At 33.5% G+C, this 18,765-nt stretch carries 18 protein-coding genes; 5 read left to right on the forward strand and 13 right to left on the reverse strand.

Annotated features, from left to right (window positions below):
- Positions 1-8 precede the first annotated feature (8 nt).
- Positions 9-1,322, forward strand: coding sequence for a histidine--tRNA ligase (gene hisS, locus C6H18_RS01880; protein ID WP_104721419.1), 1,314 nt, complete (start codon positions 9-11; stop codon positions 1,320-1,322).
- A gap of 3 nt (positions 1,323-1,325) precedes the next feature.
- Here the strand turns inward: hisS and C6H18_RS01885 are convergent, their stop codons facing one another.
- Together C6H18_RS01885 and C6H18_RS01890 are read right to left on the reverse strand one after the other, a co-directional pair.
- A complete protein-coding gene (locus C6H18_RS01885) occupies positions 1,326-1,982 on the reverse strand; it encodes a polyphenol oxidase family protein (protein ID WP_233704030.1) in 657 nt (218 codons plus the stop codon).
- Between the two features lie 11 nt (positions 1,983-1,993).
- Positions 1,994-3,010, reverse strand: a complete 1,017-nt coding sequence (locus C6H18_RS01890) for a rod shape-determining protein (protein ID WP_104721421.1) — start codon at positions 3,008-3,010, stop codon at positions 1,994-1,996.
- A 115-nt stretch (positions 3,011-3,125) separates the two neighbouring features.
- On the opposite strand from C6H18_RS01890, the gene C6H18_RS01895 reads away from it, so the two are divergent.
- Together C6H18_RS01895 and C6H18_RS01900 are read left to right on the forward strand one after the other, a co-directional pair.
- Positions 3,126-4,334 (forward strand): M48 family metallopeptidase, encoded by a 1,209-nt coding sequence (locus C6H18_RS01895; protein ID WP_104721422.1) that lies wholly within the window; start codon positions 3,126-3,128, stop codon positions 4,332-4,334.
- Positions 4,335-5,159 (forward strand): HemK/PrmC family methyltransferase, encoded by an 825-nt coding sequence (locus C6H18_RS01900; protein WP_104721423.1) that lies wholly within the window; start codon positions 4,335-4,337, stop codon positions 5,157-5,159.
- A 127-nt stretch (positions 5,160-5,286) separates the two neighbouring features.
- On the opposite strand, the gene C6H18_RS01905 is transcribed toward C6H18_RS01900, so the two are convergent.
- From C6H18_RS01905 to C6H18_RS01925, 5 genes are read right to left on the reverse strand one after another with little or no spacing between them, the layout of a single operon-like run.
- A complete protein-coding gene (locus C6H18_RS01905) occupies positions 5,287-6,075 on the reverse strand; it encodes an SPOR domain-containing protein (protein WP_104721424.1) in 789 nt (262 codons plus the stop codon).
- A gap of 11 nt (positions 6,076-6,086) precedes the next feature.
- Positions 6,087-6,632, reverse strand: a complete 546-nt coding sequence (locus tag C6H18_RS01910; protein WP_104721425.1) for a DUF1882 domain-containing protein — start codon at positions 6,630-6,632, stop codon at positions 6,087-6,089.
- A 30-nt stretch (positions 6,633-6,662) separates the two neighbouring features.
- On the reverse strand, positions 6,663-7,913 hold the full coding sequence (locus C6H18_RS01915; protein WP_104721426.1) for a serine hydroxymethyltransferase: 1,251 nt from the start codon (positions 7,911-7,913) through the stop codon (positions 6,663-6,665).
- Positions 7,913-9,442: a lysine--tRNA ligase gene (lysS, locus tag C6H18_RS01920; protein ID WP_407645586.1), complete on the reverse strand. Its 1,530-nt coding sequence runs from the start codon at positions 9,440-9,442 to the stop codon at positions 7,913-7,915. Before lysS ends, C6H18_RS01915 begins: the two co-directional genes overlap by 1 nt.
- Positions 9,435-9,983: a CvpA family protein gene (locus tag C6H18_RS01925; protein WP_104721427.1), complete on the reverse strand. Its 549-nt coding sequence runs from the start codon at positions 9,981-9,983 to the stop codon at positions 9,435-9,437. Before C6H18_RS01925 ends, lysS begins: the two co-directional genes overlap by 8 nt.
- Positions 9,984-10,087: 104 nt before the next feature.
- Here C6H18_RS01925 and C6H18_RS01930 point away from each other — a divergent pair, with 104 nt between their 5' ends.
- Positions 10,088-10,591: a YajQ family cyclic di-GMP-binding protein gene (locus C6H18_RS01930; protein ID WP_104721428.1), complete on the forward strand. Its 504-nt coding sequence runs from the start codon at positions 10,088-10,090 to the stop codon at positions 10,589-10,591.
- A 2-nt stretch (positions 10,592-10,593) separates the two neighbouring features.
- Positions 10,594-11,847, forward strand: a complete 1,254-nt coding sequence (locus tag C6H18_RS01935; RefSeq protein ID WP_104721429.1) for an apolipoprotein N-acyltransferase — start codon at positions 10,594-10,596, stop codon at positions 11,845-11,847.
- On the opposite strand, the gene C6H18_RS01940 is transcribed toward C6H18_RS01935, so the two are convergent.
- The 6 genes from C6H18_RS01940 to C6H18_RS01965 are packed head-to-tail and all read right to left on the reverse strand — an operon-like array spanning position 11,831 to position 18,759.
- Positions 11,831-12,376 carry a thermonuclease family protein gene (locus C6H18_RS01940; RefSeq protein WP_233704032.1) on the reverse strand — a complete coding sequence of 182 codons (546 nt, stop codon included), beginning with the start codon at positions 12,374-12,376 and terminating at the stop codon, positions 11,831-11,833. The genes C6H18_RS01935 and C6H18_RS01940 overlap by 17 nt on opposite strands.
- Positions 12,373-13,938 (reverse strand): dipeptide ABC transporter ATP-binding protein, encoded by a 1,566-nt coding sequence (locus C6H18_RS01945; protein WP_104721430.1) that lies wholly within the window; start codon positions 13,936-13,938, stop codon positions 12,373-12,375. The genes C6H18_RS01940 and C6H18_RS01945 overlap by 4 nt, the downstream gene beginning before the upstream one ends.
- Positions 13,931-14,935, reverse strand: coding sequence for an ABC transporter permease (locus C6H18_RS01950; RefSeq protein WP_104721431.1), 1,005 nt, complete (start codon positions 14,933-14,935; stop codon positions 13,931-13,933). Before C6H18_RS01950 ends, C6H18_RS01945 begins: the two co-directional genes overlap by 8 nt.
- 14 nt (positions 14,936-14,949) lie before the next feature.
- Positions 14,950-15,996 (reverse strand): ABC transporter permease subunit, encoded by a 1,047-nt coding sequence (locus tag C6H18_RS01955; protein WP_104721432.1) that lies wholly within the window; start codon positions 15,994-15,996, stop codon positions 14,950-14,952.
- Between the two features lie 2 nt (positions 15,997-15,998).
- Positions 15,999-17,813: an extracellular solute-binding protein gene (locus tag C6H18_RS01960; protein WP_104721433.1), complete on the reverse strand. Its 1,815-nt coding sequence runs from the start codon at positions 17,811-17,813 to the stop codon at positions 15,999-16,001.
- Positions 17,814-17,817: 4 nt separating this feature from the next.
- Positions 17,818-18,759: a KpsF/GutQ family sugar-phosphate isomerase gene (locus C6H18_RS01965; RefSeq protein WP_104721434.1), complete on the reverse strand. Its 942-nt coding sequence runs from the start codon at positions 18,757-18,759 to the stop codon at positions 17,818-17,820.
- Positions 18,760-18,765 lie beyond the last annotated feature (6 nt).

Here is an 18,765-nt window from a genome sequence, read left to right on the forward strand (position 1 = left end):
GACAAACAATGCCTATTACACCACGTACACTTAGTGGATTTAAAGATAGACTCCCCAAAGAAGCCTATGCAAAATCACAAATGCTAAAAAGCATTGTTCATAGCTTTGAAAAATTTGGTTTCTCTCCCATTGAAACACCCCATTTAGAGTATGCAGAAATCCTACAAAAACAAGGAAGTGATGAAATCCAAAAGGAAATGTATCATTTCAAAGATCACGGGAATCGCGAAGTTGCTTTAAGGTTTGATTTAACACTTCCTCTAGCGCGTTTTATCGCACAATATAAAAACACCTTAGGCTTACCCTTTAAACGTTATTGCATAGGCAATGTGTTTCGTGGAGAGAGAGCGCAAAAAGGTCGTTATAGGGAATTTACACAATGTGATTTTGATTTTATTGGCACTACAAGTCTTGGTAGCGATTTAGAAATATTAGAGGTTATCTATCAAACACTAAAAGACTTGAAAATACAAAACTTCACTATTTATATTAATCACCGCAAAATTTTCAATGGATTATGCGAACACTTAAATGCCAAAGAATATGTTAATGATATTTTACGCATTATTGACAAAATTGACAAAATAGGAGAAGAATCTGTCAAGAGTGAATTAGAAGAAAATACATCTTTAAGCGAAGAACAAATCCATATTCTTCTTGATTTTATCGCTAAAAAACAAACTTCCAATACCGTTAGTTTATTGCAAGAAATACAATCTTACAAATCTCTAAATTCTGATTTAAAAGAAGGCATAGAAGAGCTAGAATCCCTCTGTTCTTTACTCTCTTTAGTGATACCTGAAAGCTTTTATGCCATTAATTTATCCATCGCAAGAGGGCTTGGATATTATACAGGCATTATTTATGAAACCATACTTAAAGATTTGCCCTCTTTAGGTTCAGTTTGTTCTGGAGGAAGATATGACAAACTCACACAAAACTTCACCAAAGAGGAATTAAGCGGTGTAGGAGCAAGCATAGGACTTGATAGGTTATTAGCGGGATTAGAAGAATTAAAGCTTATAGATTCTAAAGAATCTCCTGCTAATTTACTCATTATCCCTTTATGCACTCTAAATTATGCCTATAAAACCGCAAAAACATTAAGGGATTTAGGGCTAAAAGTAGAAGTCTATCCAGAGATTACCAAAGCAAAAAAAGCTTTCACATACGCCAATAACAAAAATTACCAATGGGTTATGATTTTAGGAGAGGAAGAGCAAGATGAGCAAAGTTATTCCCTAAAAAATATGCAAAGCGGAATCCAAGAAAAATACACATCTATCCAAGATATTTATAAAAAACTCTATAATAACTCTTAAGCCTTATAAAGTAGCAAATAATCCAAATCTACCGCAATGCTTATCCCTACGATAAGAAAAATACTCTAAAGAGCAACAAGTGCAATGGGGGTTAATCGTAATGTTTTTATCTTGCACACCTTTTTCCTGCAATTGCTCTTTTAATACCTCCAATAAATCCAAATAGATTTTATCACCCTTAACAATCTTACCTTTTAATAAGCTCTCATCCCTAAAAACTTCTTCCCCAACCTCATAGCAACACGACCTAATCGAAGCTCCAACATAAACAGAAATATTTTCTATGGAACTTTGATATTTTTCTTTAAGCATTCTTAATCCCTCTAGCACAATGCCCTTCTCTATACCTACTCTACCACCGTGTATCAATACTAAAACCTGCTTTTGACAATCAAAGAGTAAAATAGGGTTACAATCTGCAACCATAATCATCCCTACAATGCCTTTTTTATCAATTAAAATCCCATCGCCATCGCCCAAAAATCCTCCCGATTTAGCCTTGATGATTTTAGAACTATGGATTTGGTTTAAATAAGCTAGATTTTCAAGTGTATAATCCATCTTTAAAGAATTTTGGCGATTTTCTAAAACCTCCTTTTGGGTATTATTCCCAGCGTGAAAAGCAATATTAATATGTGGTGGGCTAAACCAAAAATTCAAAATAATTCCTTTTAACTACTCATTAGCCCCCCCCCCCACTCAATAGAATATTTTTCGTAATTTTGCATAATTTTGCAAACACCTTTAGAAATATCAAGCAAGGGATTGGGGGATAAATTAATCTTTATTTTTAATTCTTCTTCCAAAAACTCTTTCAACCCATCAATAAGTGCCATTCCACCTGTAAGGATTGCCCCATCCTCTATTAAATCAGGAGCAATTTGGGGGGGTGCTTTATTAATAGAGTCTAAAACGACTTCTTTGATTTTATAAATTCCGTTTAATACAATACCCCTTAGTTCATTAAGGTTTAATTCATAAGAAATAGGCATTCCATTCACCAAATCTTTAACAGCAATATTAATAATAGGATTATCCCCAAAAACATTGATCTGCCGCTTAATGCTTTCAGCCATTTCTTTACTAATGCCAATGTTTTTATTATACCTACAATATTCCACCAAGGCATAATCAATAAAATCTCCAGCTTCTTTTGTAAAAGAGCTTGTAATAAGCCCACCTAATGAGATAATACTAGTCTCTACCAATCCCCCTCCGACATCTATAACCATCCTAACTCTTGCAGCACTAATATCAAGCCCAGCACCTACGCTTGCACTAAAGGGATCTTCGATTAAAAGCACTTCTTTAGCTCCAGCCAACATTGCCGCTTCGTGCAAAGAATGTCTTTCCACTTGTGTAAGATTTTGGGGGATACTAATCCCAATTCGCGGAGCTAAAGAACCTTTTTTTGCTGATTCAATTATGGCATTCATAAAAATAGTTGTTGTTTTAAAATCACTAACTGCACCGTGAAGTAAAGGATTTACGACTTTAATATTACTAGGATTGCGACCTAGCATTTTTTTGGCTTGATTACCCATACAAATAACACGAGGAGATTCGTATTGTTCTTCTAATGCAATACAAGTTGCTTCGCAAAAAATTACTTTATCTAAGGTATTCCTAACAACTGTATTAACCGTCCCTAAATCTACTGCAATATCATTTCTCTCAAAAAATGCCATAAAGTCTCACAAACTTAAAATTTTTCACATCATACCAAAACAAAGATAAAAATAGAAAATTTTAAGATTATCTTTGAGAGCTTTGCTATAATAACGCTTTTATAAGGATTTTAAAATGATTTTATTTAGTATTTACGCAATTTTTTTTACATTACCTAAAATACTTCTTTCTTTATTGCAATTAAACTTCTTACACTCCAAACAACACCAACAACCCTATATTTTAGATTCACAATCCTTTAAAAAAGCCGCACAATACTCCATAATAAAAGAAAAAATTTCTCTTATTTCTGGTATTTTTGACTTAATTATTTTTGGGTGTTGGCTATTTTTTGGTTTAGCTCTCTTAGAATCTCTATTGTCTTTTAACGCTCTTTTACAGAGTGTTTTATTCCTTTTAGTATTCCTTATCTTACAAAGTCTTCTATCCCTCCCCTTTGAAGCCTATCAAAAACTTGTAATTGATAAAAAGTTTGGTTTTTGCAAAGGAGAGATAAAGCTTTTTATGAGTGATACCCTAAAATCTCTCTTGCTTTTAATCCTAATAGGAGGAATCTTCCTAACAATTTCTAGTTGGATTATCTTAAACATTCCATTATGGGAATTCTATATCTTTATGGTTGTGGCTATTTTTATAGTCAGCGCAAATCTTTTCTACCCTACTTTTATCGCACCAATTTTTAACAAATTTACTCCCTTAGAGAATCCAAACTTACAACTTGCCATCCAAAACCTCCTTTGTCAAGTAGGCTTTAAATCTAATGGGGTTTTTGTTATGGACGCCTCCAAAAGAGATGGTCGATTAAATGCTTATTTTGGAGGCTTAGGAAAAACAAAGAGAGTAATTTTATTTGATACACTTTTAGAAAAAATCTCTCAAAACTCACTCCTTGCTGTGTTAGGACACGAGTTAGGGCATTTTAAACATTTTGATGTTTATAAAATGATGGTGTTAATACTTAGCTTCTTTGCACTTTTATTACTCATTATCGCTAACTTACCACAAACACTTTTCCTAGAAGCAAATATATCGCCAAGTCCCCACGCATTAATTGCGTTTTTAATTCTCCTAAGCTCACCTATTGGATTTTACTTTACGCCTATTATGAGCTATTTTAGTTGCAAGAATGAATTTAATGCCGATAAATTTGGTGCTAATCTAACAAGTAATGAAGACTTAGCCCAAGCACTTTTGGTGCTTGTAAAAGAAAATAATTCCTTTCCCCTCTCTCATCCTTTATACATTAAATTCTACTATACCCACCCTCCTTTAATGGAGAGACTTAGGGTGCTCCATTGTGAGCATTTAGCTATGACCTCTTAAATGACTATACAAGAAGCCATTATCTTTGGGACAAAAAAACTCCATTTCTTGGAGCGTCCAACCCTAGAATCAGAGATTCTCCTAGCTTTTGTCCTAAAAAAACCTAGAATCTACCTGCATTCACATAGTTTTAAAAACATTAACCCTTTTGAGGAAGAGCATTTCAAACGATTAATTTTGCGGAGAGAGAACTTTGAACCCATTGAATATATCACCGAAAAAGTAAGTTTTTATGGACAAGAATTTTATATTTCTAATGGTGCTTTAATACCAAGACCAGAAACAGAGATTCTTGTAGATGTTGCTTCTCATATCATTCAAAGCAAAAACTGCCAAAGTATTGCAGAAATTGGAGTTGGAAGCGGAATTATTAGCATTACCTTAGCCCTCTTGCATCAAAATAAATCTTTAGAATTCCACGCTAGTGATATTTCTCCAGAAGCCCTTTTTAATGCCTATGTTAATATCCAAAAATTTAATCGCTCTAATATTGCTTTATATAATAGCCCCTTTTTAGATTTTAATACTCATCAACACTTTGATTTACTGCTCTCCAATCCCCCTTATATCAAAAATAAAACTACTCTGCCAAAACCTTTATCTTTTGAACCACCACAAGCTCTTTTTGGGGGAGATAGAGGCGATGAGATACTCCATAAAATTATTCTTATAGCCAAAGAAAGAAATATTCCTTATGTTGTCTGCGAAATGGGGTATGACCAAAAAAATAGTATTATGGCTTTCACAAAAAATCTTGCTTTAAAAAAATTAGAATTCTATCAAGACTTAAGTGGATTGGATAGAGGGTTTATTATAGAGTTTTAATGGCATATTTTATGCCTATTTGCATTGAAAATTTATTGATTGGTTCGCATATTGACTATTTATTTTATTCCAAAACATATTCATACAACAAGATTTCATACTTGTTGTATGTTTGGCTATTAAAGAATTATTTGATTTCTTTAATGAAAGCATCTTTATTAATTCTTCCTTTAACTTCTTCTAAATGTTTTTGAGCCTCTTGCTTACTATTAAATGGACCAATAAGCAGACGATTATTATTACCAGCTTGTTGCATACGATAACTCCAATTCATCTCTTTAATAACGCCTAAAACCTGCTTATTAGGGGATGCTTTAAAAGCTCCAGCTTGAATATAAAAGCCTTGTGTTGCTTCAACACCTTGTAATTGTGGATTATTAGTTTGGATATTCTTAAAACTATCCACGGGTGTTTCTTTAGCCTGTGGAGGAGTTTGTGGAGGAGTTGAATCTTTTGGCTTTTCTACCTTAGGAGGTGTTGGGTCTTTAGGTGGATTGTTTGGAGGTGGAGGCAAAGCCTGTTGCTCCTTTTGTCTAGCTTTAATTTGATCAATAATTCTTTGGAATTGCTCATCAGAATTAGTGGTTTGTTGCTGAATAGGGACTTGTCCAAAATCTTGAGATGGTTGTGTAGTTTGCTGCACTGCTGATTTTTCAACATTTTCTAAAGGTTTTTGTATTCCGATATTTTGTCGCTTATCTCGCGCATCACTTTGTAATAGATAAATAATAAAAATCACAATGGCAAAGACAATAATACCAATGGCTACTAATAAAATAACTTTTTTGCTTTGGCTTTCTTTAATCTCCTCATCTTCTGACTCTGTAAGCAATAAATCATCAAGCTCTAACTCTTTTTCTTCTTTCTCTTTTTGTTGTTCTTTTTCTTCTTGTTTTTCTTGTTTTAATTCTGTCATTTTCAATCCTTTTACATATATCTTGACCAAGAAGCTCCACGTTCTTTATTATAAACATTATAAGGGATTACTAAAATATTAAAACTCCTAGGCACATCAATAGAAGGGAACATTTTCCATTCTATTGGCATTTTTTGCGCTAATTTTGCGCTTAACATTTTAGCTAATTGGCAAGCTTCTTGAAAAGTCGTATGCCCCTTATGCACATATAAATGCAAATGTCCTGAAGTTTTTGATTCATAAGCAGTAAAATTGATAAAACCCTCTTCTCTTAGCATTAATTGTGCTTTATGCCAAAATCTCTCTGGGTTAAACCCATTATAATCAAATACGATATTTTCGACTTTATCACTTGCACTTACTAATGAATGGGCTATAGTAATCTCTTTTTTAAAATGGCTTTGAAGCAAACTTCTACTTAAGGGTTCTTCTACTTTCTCAAACTTGTCATAAAAAATACGTCCATTATGGTGTATTTTTTCTCCCAATCCCTTTTTATGTATCCAATAATGCGAAGTTATCATTTTAATTAACTTCAAATCCAAATCAGTGATCATTCATTTTACTCCTTTTTTACGAAGTTAAATTTAGAAAATTGCTTTAGTATAGATTGGGAATTTTATCGCAAGTTCCTTTAATTCACTTTTTATCAATGCTTGTTTTTGCGTATTTTCAATATCATCTAAGACATCAGCAATTTTATTTGCCACTATTACAAATTCCTTTTCTTTAAAACCTCTCGCACTTAAAGCAGGAGTTCCAATCCTAACACCACTTGTAACAAAAGGACTTCGTATATCCCCAGGAACAGCATTTTTATTAACGGTGATTCCCGCATTACCTAAAGCCAAATCCGCATCTTTACCGCTAAATTCTTTATCCAATAAAGACACTAAAACAAGGTGATTATCAGTGCCATCGCTAACAATCTTATAACCTCTTTGGATTAAAACTTCTGCTAAAGTTTTTGCATTAAGTTTGACCTGTTTAGCATATTCTCTCCAAGTAGGTTTTAAATTCTCTGCAAAACCGACAGCCTTTCCTGCAATAATATGCATTAAAGGACCACCTTGCATTCCGGGAAATACAGCTTTATCAATTTTTTTCGCATATTCTTCATTATTGGTAAGGATTAACCCTCCTCTAGGACCCCTTAAAGTCTTATGCGTTGTTGTAGTAACAATATCGGCATAAGGGAATGGATTGGCATATTCTCCTGCTACAACAAGCCCAGCGATATGGGCAATATCAGCCATCAAAATCGCACCAACACTTCGTGCAATCTCACTTAATCGTTTAAAGTCTAAAACTCTTGAATAAGCACTAAATCCACAAACAAGAATATTGGGTTTCACAATTTTGGCAATTTCTTCCACTCTATCATAATTAATCCAACCATCAAGCTCAACACCATAAAAGAAGCTTTGATACATCTGTCCTGTAATACTCACTTTTGCGCCGTGCGTTAAATGTCCACCGTGGCTTAAGTCCATTCCTAGAATCTTGTCATAAGGCTTTAAAAGCGCAGAATACACAGCACCATTGGCTTGAGAACCCGAATGAGGTTGGACATTAGCAAACTCGCAGTTAAAAAGCCTCTTAGCGCGATTAATGGCTAATTCTTCTATCTTATCGACAAACTCGCAACCTCCATAATAACGTTTATAGGGATAACCCTCTGCATATTTATTCGTAAGTATGCTACCCATAGCCTCCATAACGCTAGGAAAGGTAAAATTCTCACTTGCAATCATCTCTAAATGGGTATTTTGACGATTCAATTCTTGCTGTATATAATTAAAAACTTCAAAATCACTCTCTTCTAAAAAATAACTCATCATTGTTCCTTTATTTGAACTTCCTTTTTTTGGGGTTTGAGTGCTGGAAATAAAATCACATCTTTAATGCTTGGCTGATTAGTTAATAACATCACAACCCTATCAATCCCTATTCCCGCTCCAGCAGTTGGTGGCATACCATAAGAGAGGGCATTAATATAATCCTCATCCATATATTGCGCCTCTTCATCACCTGCTTCCTTAGCCTTAACCTGCATTTCAAATCGTCTATACTGCTCTAAGGGATCATTTAGCTCGCTAAACCCATTAGCAATTTCACTCCCTCCAATAAATAATTCAAATCTATCGGCAATACTAGGATTCTTATCATTAGCTCTTGCTAAAGGGCTAATGGCAATAGGAAATTCTGTAATAAAAGTGGGATTAATTAATTGATGCTCGACAAAAGCATCAAAGGCTTCGCTCTGCAATTTACCTAATTCCATTTTGGATTCTAAAGGAATATTATGCTTTAACAAATATTCATAAAGTTCCTTTTCATTAAAAACTATATCTTTAGGTATCCCACCAATTTCAATAAGAGCATCTACATAAGTGATGGTTTTAAAATCACTAAAATCAATACTATATTGATTAAAGTTTAAAACTTTTGGTAGTTTTAAAGTTTCTAATAAAGCTTCAAACAATTCTTGGATTAATACCATTAAATCCTTATAGTCTTTATACGCCCAATAAAATTCAATCATCGTAAATTCCGGATTATGGGAATGATCCATTCCCTCATTTCTAAAATTACGATTAATTTCAAAAACCGCTTCAAAACCTCCAACCACTAATCGCTTCAAGTATAATTCTGGAGCGATTCGTAAATAACGTTCCACATTAAGGGCATTGTGATAAGTAATAAAAGGCTTGGCATTAGCTCCACCGGGTATTGGGTGCATCATAGGCGTTTCTACTTCTAAAAAACCTTTTGCTTCAAAAAAATGTCGCACACAAGATACTATTTGAGAGCGCATCACAAAGCTATCTCTAACCTCCTTATTCATAATCAAATCCAAATACCTTTGACGATACCGCAATTCAATATCCACAAGTCCGTGATACTTCTCTGGCAAAGGATTAATGGCTTTAGTCAGAAAATGAAACTCTAAAGTATGCAAACTTAATTCACCCGTTTTTGTTACAAATGGAAATCCTTTTAAAGCAACAATATCTCCAACTTCAACATTTTTTTTAAAGGTTTCAAACATTTCATCAAGCTCATTTTTAGACAAATATGCCTGTAAGATACCTTCCATATCCTCTATCTTGATAAAAGCCGCTTTGCCCATTAAGCGAATAAATTTAATCCGCCCAGCTACTTGCGCACTTTGAGTAATATCTTTTTTATCCCCTTGAGTAATGGCTTGGACATATTGAAATTGTTGTAAAAAAGTATGGGTACTCATCTCCTTAGTGATACCATTGACATAAGGATTAATTCCTAGCTCTCTTAATTTTTGAGCTTTTTGAATCCTTTGTGTTATATAAATATCATCTCTAAACAATGCCACTCCTTTACTCATTTAAACCTTTAGCGGTTTGTGATGCTTCTTCTAAACTCTCTGTCTCTTCTTGAAAACCATTAAGTTTAATAATAACTGAACCTGTGCCAATCATTGCGGGGTAAAGGAAACTATTATGAGTATATTTGTCAATAAAGACTTTTACTAGTGCAATACTAGAAAGTGCATAAAAAATGATCGCCAAAATAACAAAAATCTTTAATCCTCCAAAACAAAATCCCAAAATACGATTAAAAATACCAAGAGGGGTATTTTTAATAAGTTTTTGTAAAATTTCTCCTAAAACTAATGCCCCCACCCAAATGGCAACTAATAAAATTAAAAAACCAATTAATGAAATTGCTGAAGGATTTTCAAAAGTATAAATATTTGAGCTAATCCATTGACCCACTTCTTTAGAATACATAGAACCAACATACACACCAACTACAATACCCAATAAACCAGAAATCTCTCTTATAAAACCATTAATGATCCCTCTTATGGCTAGAAGTATTATTAAAGCACCAATTATTAAATCAAAATAACTAAAATCCGCCATTGCTTTTAACCTTTTATTTAGCAAATAAAAAGTATATTCTACACAAAACAAACCTAAAAAAGGCATAATGCAAGAAATTTTAGAAATATTTTTGAGGAATTTTTATGGCAGCAAAAGAACATAGTTTTGATATTTCAGCGAAAATAGAGATTCAAGAGCTTAAAAATGCTTTTGAACAAGCAAAAAAAGAAATCAATAATCGATTTGACTTTAAAGGTGATAAAGCAAAAGAGTTACATTTAAACGAAAAAGACAAAACATTAAGCATTTTAGCAATCAGTGAAAACAAAGCAAAGACTATTAAAGATATTTTGGATTCCAAACTTATTAAACGCAATCTCTCCTTAAAAACCCTAAAAGAAATCTCCAAAGAAAACGCAAGTGGGGGCAATACAAAAATCACTTATAAAATTAATGATATTTTAGATGATAAGAGCATAAAAACACTCACTGCTACTATAAAAAATCAAAAGTTCAAAGTCCAAACACAGATTCAAGGGAATGAAATTCGTGTAAAATCTAAGGATATTGATGAATTGCAAAAAGTCATAGCACATCTTAAGGGTTTAGAATTAGAAATCACACTTTGTTTTAACAACTTTTCTTAAAAATGATAAACGCTACACTTATAGCCCCAAAAAGGCTATCGCAATCCTTAATAGGAATCTTTTGTGCTATTTGTTTTAGCGTCTTTATTTATTTAGAACATTTCTCCTTAAACTCCCCCATTGTTTCTACCCTCTTTGCCATTTTAGGGCTATTTCTTTATTTACAGCTCTCTGCTTTTGGTGGATTGGTTTGTGGAGGTTTATTAGGAATTCTTTGGTTTTATTGGATAGCCCTTAGTTTTAGGTATTATGATATTACTTATCTTATGCCCTTTATGTGGATTATCTTAATGATTGTTTATGGAATCTTATTTTTATTTTTTTGTGCTTTTAACCACTATTGGTATAAGCTCTTAATGCTTCTTTGTGGTAGCTTTATTCACCCCTTTGGATTTAATTGGTTTATTCCAGAAGCCATATTGACAACTAGCCATTTCTTCCCCTCAAAATTCATACTTTTTTTATTGCTTCTTAGCTTGGCAATTTTTTCTATACTCCTTACTAAAAAATTCTATAAAATATCGCTATTGTGGCTACCAATAAGTTTAATTTCTATTTATATACTCACACAACAACCCACAAAGCCTCAATCCTCTCTACCAAAAATCAAAACCCTACAAACTGATATTCCTCAAGACCTCCGTTGGAGTGGAGAAAATTTACAAGAAATTATAGATTCCAATCTTCAAGCTATCGCCCTTGCCATAAAAGAAAAATATGATGTGATTATTCTTCCAGAAACTGCTTTTCCCATCACACTTAATCATCATCCCAAACTCTTACAAATACTTCAAGACAAAAGTCATAAAATAACTATTGTAACCGGAGGAATTTATCAGGATGTAGAAACTTATAATAGTGCGTATTTATTTGAAAATGGAGAAATGCAAGTTTTTCACAAAGTTATTCTCGTCCCCTTTGGTGAGACGATTCCACTTCCCTCATCACTTGCTAATTTCATTAATGAACTCATTTTTAAAGGGGGGAATGATTTTACAAAAAACCCCAATACAACACCAAATTCTGCAAGGATTAACGGGCAAGACTTCCAACTTGCCATCTGTTATGAAGCAACAAGGGAGGAATACTACCAATCTTCCCCTAAATTTCTTCTAGCCATTAGCAATAATGCGTGGTTTGCTCCAAGCATTGAACCAACTCTACAAAAACTCCTTATGCTTTATTTTGCAAAAAACTATGGAACAACCATCTATCACTCTAGCAATGCTTCACCCTCTTTTATTCTTTCTCCATAGCCTCCTTTGCCCTCTCCATAAGTGCAACCTTAAGACAATTCATTTCTTCTCCCCATTCTCTCCAAAGCCCCTTTTTTTGAGTCCTTGCTTCTATTTCTAAAATTTCTAAATCCTTTAAAACATTCTCTGCGTTCGTATCAAAATACTGCACAATCGCATAACCATCCCTTACAATCTCATAATTAAACAAATTTGCCCCATTTTGCAAAAAACACCAACCATTAATATAGCCAATTCTGTATTGTTGTTCTAAAAATATTTTATTCCTTGTATAAGTCATAGCAAAATGCCGCATTTTCTTTGCACTATCTGCACTTACTGCACATTTTTCATCTTGAAACCCTCTTGCTACACTTGCTACTCCATAAAGCTGACAATAAAGCATTCCATAGTCTTTATTATAAGCACTAAATAAAGCTGGAGCATAGATAGATTTTAACAAAATCTGCAAACTAACAGGAGCTATGACACCATAGAGATTATTCCCACAAATCCATAGAATCATCAAAAATATAAAACAAGTCCTCATAATCCCTCATTAAATCTTGCGGATTCCAATAGCCCTTTAACATAAGTCGTCTTGGGATTAGAAAATACCTCCTTAGTAATTCCAGATTCTATAATTTTTCCCTTTTGCAAGACCAACACTCTCTCGCATAAATTTGCAACAACCGCTAAGTCGTGGCTAATACATAAATAACTTAAAGCATATTTTTGTGCAAGGGTTAAAAATAAATCCAATACCTGCTTTTGCGTATTTTTATCTAATGCGCTTGTAGCTTCATCTAAAATAAGCATTTTTGGCTTTAAAACCAGACTTCTAGCAATACAAACTCTCTGTCTTTGACCGCCACTTAGTTCATAAGGATAACGTTGCAAAAAACTCTCATCTAATCCTACATCATAAAGAGCTTGACAAATTTCTTTAGCAATATCTCCTTTAAAATGATGAATCTCTAAGCCCTCTTTTAGGATTTCATAAAGACTCATCTTGGGATTTAAGGTAGCAAAAGGATCTTGAAAAATCATTTGCAACATCTTTCTTTTTATTTGTAATTCCTTGCCCCTAAGCCCTAAAAAATCTTCTTTTAAAAACATAATTTTCCCACTTGGTTGCAATAGATGCACTAAAACATTAGCCAAAGAGCTTTTTCCACTCCCAGATTCCCCTATAATCCCTAAACTTTCTCCCTCTCTTAAAGTAAAATTTAACGACTTTAGAGCCTCTAATTCTTGCAATTTTTTGCCCAAAAAATTTCTTTTTAACACATAGCAAAGCTTTAAATCTTCAACCCTTAAAATCTCTTCCCCATAATCTCTGCCCTCTCTATAAGTAATTTGCAAAGATTGAAGAAGCATTTTCGTATAAGGATGTTTTGGGGTTTTAAAAATTTCTTGACTTGCACCATATTCTACAATTTCTCCCTCTTTCATAACCGCAATATTTTGCGAAATTTGTGAAATAACCCCTAAATTATGGCTAATAAACAAAATACTCAAATGGAGTTGCTTTTGTAAATCCTGCAAAAGCCTAATAATCTGTTCTTGTATTTTAGAATCCAAAGCTGTCGTTGGCTCATCAGCGATTAAAAGTTGCGGATTATTGGCTAAGGCAATAGCAATACAAACTCTCTGTCTCTGACCTCCACTTAGCTCATAGGGGTATCTTTGGAGATGAGTTTTATCAAGCTTGACCATATCCAAAAGCTCATAAAGTCTAGCTTGTAGTGCATCCTTAGAATAAAAATTATGTATCTTTAGGGCTTCTAAAATTTGTTTTTGGATTTTATGAAGCGGGTTTAAAGCACTAAGGGGTTCTTGAAAAATATAGCCTATCTTCGCCCCTCGGATAGAATACATAGCTCTTTCATTCTTTAACAAAAGATTTTCTCCTAAAAACCCTATACTACCCTCTAAAATCTGATAATCTCTAGTAAAACCCAATATGATATTACTTAATAAAGATTTACCGCTTCCAGATTCCCCTACTAATCCTAAAATCTCCCCTTTTTGCACAGATAAAGAAATATTTTTAAGTTTAAATCCCTTGAAGTTTATCGATAAATTTTGAATATCTAAAACCTTATCCATTGCTTTCCCTCAAGCTATCCCGTAATCCCTCCCCAATAAATACCAATAAGCATAATAAAAAACTCAAAACAAAAAAACCACTCAATCCAAGCCAAGGTGCATTAAGATTATTTTTTCCTTGTGATAAAATCTCTCCCAAACTCGCACTAGGGGGTGGCAATCCAAGCCCTAAAAAATCAAGAGATGCAAGTGTAACAATACTCCCGCTCAAAATAAAAGGAATAAAAGTTACAACAGCCACAAGTGCATTTGGCATAATATGCCAAAAGATAATACGAAAATCCCCTGCTCCTAATACCTTAGCTGCTTTGACATATTCAAGATTCCTTGCCTTTAAAAATTCAGCTCTCACAAAAGGCACTAAAGTAATCCAAGAAAAAAACAAAACCACACAAAGTATCGTCCAAAAATTAGGCTCTAATAAACTTGAAAGAATGATTAAAACAAACAAAATAGGCATTCCACTCCACACTTCTATGAATCTTTGCCCCAATAAATCAATTTTCCCGCCATAATACCCACTAATAGCCCCCACAATAAAGCCAATGATAGAACTTAATGCCGTTAAAATCAGACCAAATAAAATGGAGGTTTTCAACCCATAAAGCAATCGCGCAACGACATCTCTACCTAAATCATCCGTGCCTAAATAATTCTTAGAATCAGGAGGGGTTGGAGGGGGAGAGCTAAGAGAGTAAATCACATTATCATAGCTATAAGGTATCAATGGCATTATCATAAAGCCCTCTTTTCTAATCAAATCCTGCACATAAGAATCCCTATAATCAGCTTCACTCAAAAAATCTCCCCCAAAGGCTGTTTCTGGATAAACCTTAAAGATAGGAAAATAACTCTCTGCTTTATAATAAACAAAAAGGGGTTTGTCATTGACAATAAATTCAGCACCAAACGATAAAAGACATAAAATCCCAAAAATCCATAAAGAAATATAAGCTCTTTTGTTTTTCTTAAAAGCTTGGAATCTTCTTAATACCATATCTCCTCTTTTTCTCACTCATTCATTTTATCAAAGTGGATTCTAGGATCAATCACCCTATAAAGCAAATCATTTAACAATACAACAACTAAACCCAATAAAGTAAAGATATACAAACTCCCAAAAATCACAGGATAATCCCTTGTAATAATAGACTCATAGCCCAATAACCCAAGTCCGTCTAAAGAAAAAATAATTTCTACCAACAAAGAACCTGTTAGGAATATCCCAAGCAAAGTCGAGGGAATCGAGGAAATTACTAATAGCATCGCATTCCTAAAAACATGCCTATACAAGACTTGGGATTGACTTAAACCCTTTGAGAGTGCCAATCTTACATATTGTTTATGAATCTCTTCTAAAAAAGAATTTTTGCTCAATAAGCTTAAAGTTGCAAACCCTCCTATACTTAGAGATAGCACAGGCAAAGTAATATGCCAAAAATAATCTTTAATTTTCTCTAATAAACTTAAATTTGCAAAATCATCGCCAACAATACCTCTTAGAGGAAAGAAACTCCAATAACTCCCTCCTGCAAATAAAATAATCAAAAGTAGAGCAAACAAAAAAGTAGGAATCGCATTGCCAATAATAACGATAATGCTCGTGATGTTATCAAAGGGCATTCCATTATTTACAGCCTTTTTAATCCCTAAAGGGATAGCAATGAGATAAATTAATAAAGAACTCCAAAACCCCAAAGAGAGGGAAACGGGTATTTTTTGTAAAATCAATTCTACAACAGAGGTATTTTTATAAAAACTCTCCCCAAAATCAAACAATAAATATTTTTTTAGCATCAATAAATACCGCTCACCTAAAGTTTTATCAAAACCATAAAGCGCATTAATTTTAGAAAGCATTTCAGAATCTACGGCTTCTTTTTTATAACTAAATCCCCCCATTGAAGTTTCACCCTGCAAAACATTATGCTCTATTTTAGAAAGCATTTGTTCCACAGGACCTCCTGGTGCCATTTGAACGATAAAAAAATTCAAAGTCATAATTCCTAGCAAAGTAGGAACAATCAAACATAAACGTTTAAAAATATAAATCCACATCTTTATCGCCTAAAACTCGGATATTCTTTTTGTAATTGCTCGAATTTCTCGTGATTAACCCACCAAGTTTCAAAACCAACATCATAAATAGGGGTAGTAGTTGGATGCTCTAAAAACTCCCAATAAGCTAGACGAAAACCTTTGCTATGAAAATGAGGAATCACATAATAATTCCATAGCAATACTCTATCTAATGCCCTAACATAAAGCAATAATTCTTGATAATTCTTAACATTAATGATTTTTTGGATTAAATCATCAATCACTAAATTTTCTATCCCTGCATAATTATAACTCCCTTTTTCTCTAGCAGCTTTAGAACCCCAAAAAAAACTTTGCTCATTACCCGGAGATAAACTCTGTGGAAAAACCGCCACAATCATATCAAAGTCAAATTCCCTTAAACGATTGAGGTATTGACTAATATCTACGACTCTAATCTTCATATCAATACCAATTTTAGCTAAGTTTTTAGCAAAAGGAATAGCCACTCTCTCCATCGCAGGAGATACTAATAAAAGCTCAAAAACAAAAGGTTTGTCTTCTTTGGTATAGAGTTTTCCATTTTTGTAATACAAACCAGCTTCTTTTAGGAGACTTTGAGCCTTTTTTAAATTCTCTCTATTCTCTCCTATTCCTGTTGTAGTAGGTAAAACAAAGCTATGGGTAAAGAGCTTAGAGGGCAATTGGTTTTTATATTTCATAAGTATTTGCAACTCTTGACCTATGGGTATCCCAAGACTTGCAAAGGCAGAATTATCAAAATAACTTTTAGTTCTTGTATATTGGTTTAAAAAAAGATTTTTATTGCTCCATTCAAAATCAAAGGCGAGATTAAAGGCTTCCCTTACTAAAACATTTTGAAAAATTGGCTTTCTTAAATTAAAGAAAAACCCCTGCATACCACTAGGCAAAAAATGCGATATTTCCTCTTGAATAATATTTTTATTTTTTAATGCCACCCCTTGATAACCATTAGCCCAATTTTTAGCAGACATTTCTAAGCGATAATCATATCTTCCGGCTTTAAAGGCTTCTAGGGCTACTAAATCATCTTTATAATAATCATAAGTGATCGTATCAAAATTAAAGTATCCAATACGAGTAGGATGATTTTTTGCCCAATAATTCTCTACGCGTTTATAAGTAATACTCCGACCTGCAATAAATTTTTCGATTTGATAAGGACCGCTACCTAAAGGAATCTTTAAAGGATTCTTAGAAATAGCCTCTGCATAATAATGCTTTGGTAAAACAGGTAAATCCCCCAAAATAAGGGCTATTTCTCTATTTTGCGTATTACTAAAATCAAATCTAATAGTATATTTATCTATAATCTTTACGGATTTAACATCTGCATAATATTGATTCATTACAGGATTATCACCCCTTGCAATAGTATAAAAACTAAACTCTACATCCAAAGCAGTAACTTCTTCTCCATCATTAAATCTTGCATTTTTATTGAGATGAAAAATCACAAAACTATTGTCCTCTGCCCTCTCAATCCTCTCTGCTAGAAGCCCATATTGGCTACTTGGCTCATCAAGTGAGCGAATCATTAAGGTATCATAAAGCTTATTAAGACCCTTAGCTGGAGTTCCTTTTAATAAAAAATCATAAAAGCTATCATAAGTGCCAATGGCATATTCCTTGATATGCCCACCCTTTTTAGCCTTTGGATTTACATAATCAAAATATTGTAAATCCTTATACTTCACTTCTCCATTAATAGCAAAAGCATTACTACTATAAGTATCTGCTAATAGCAATAGTTGAAAGCTTATGAAAAATATCAAAAAGACTCTATAACGCATTCTTTTAGATTCTTCCTATATCATAAAGTTGGATAATTCCGCAAACTCTACCTTCTTCCATTACGACTAATTCTTTAATCTTATGTGAAACCATAAATTCTTCAGCTTCTATAGCCATCATCTCACTTTCGATAATCTTTGGATTAGCAGTCATAATCTCACTTGCTAAGGCATTAAATCTTCCCTCTGCCATAGCCCTCCTTAAATCCCCATCGGTAATAATTCCTACTAATTTCTGATTATCCAATATCAAACACACACCAAGCTTTTTGCTCGTCATTTCAATCACTAAATCTTGAAATGTAGCATCAGGGGAGACAATAGGCAAATTCTTATCTACCATTACATCTTTAACTTTTGTAAGCAACTTCCTCCCTAGACTACCACCGGGATGAAAAAGCGCAAAGTCTTCAGGTTTAAAGTCTCTAGCCCTCATTAATGCTACGGCAATAGCATCTCCCATAGCCAAAGTTGCTGTTGTTGAGGAAGTAGGAGCAAGTTGCAAAGGACAAGCTTCTTGTTGTATAAAAATATTTAAAAAATAATCCCCTTTTCTTGCTAAGGTTGATTGCCCATCTCCACTCATAGCTATCAATAAAATCCCTCTTCTCTGAATAACAGGGATAAGACGCAATATCTCCTCACTCTCCCCAGAATTTGAAATAGCAAGCAAGGCATCTTCTTGCCTTAACATTCCTAAATCCCCGTGTAATGCCTCTGTTGGGTGAATAAAAAAACTAGGTGTTCCTGTGCTAGCCAAAGTAGCAGCAATTTTTGCGCCAATATGTCCTGATTTGCCAACTCCAGTAATTACCAAACGCCCTTTAAGCTCTAAAATACAACGAATGACTTGATTAAAGTGTTCATCTAAATGTTCTTTTAAATACAAAATAGAATTTGCTTCAATATCAAAAACTCTTTTTGCAATTTCCTTAAAATCTTGCATTTTATC

This window comes from Helicobacter mesocricetorum, from assembly GCF_900198605.1.
GTDB classification, from domain to species: Bacteria; Campylobacterota; Campylobacteria; order Campylobacterales; family Helicobacteraceae; genus Helicobacter_D; species Helicobacter_D mesocricetorum.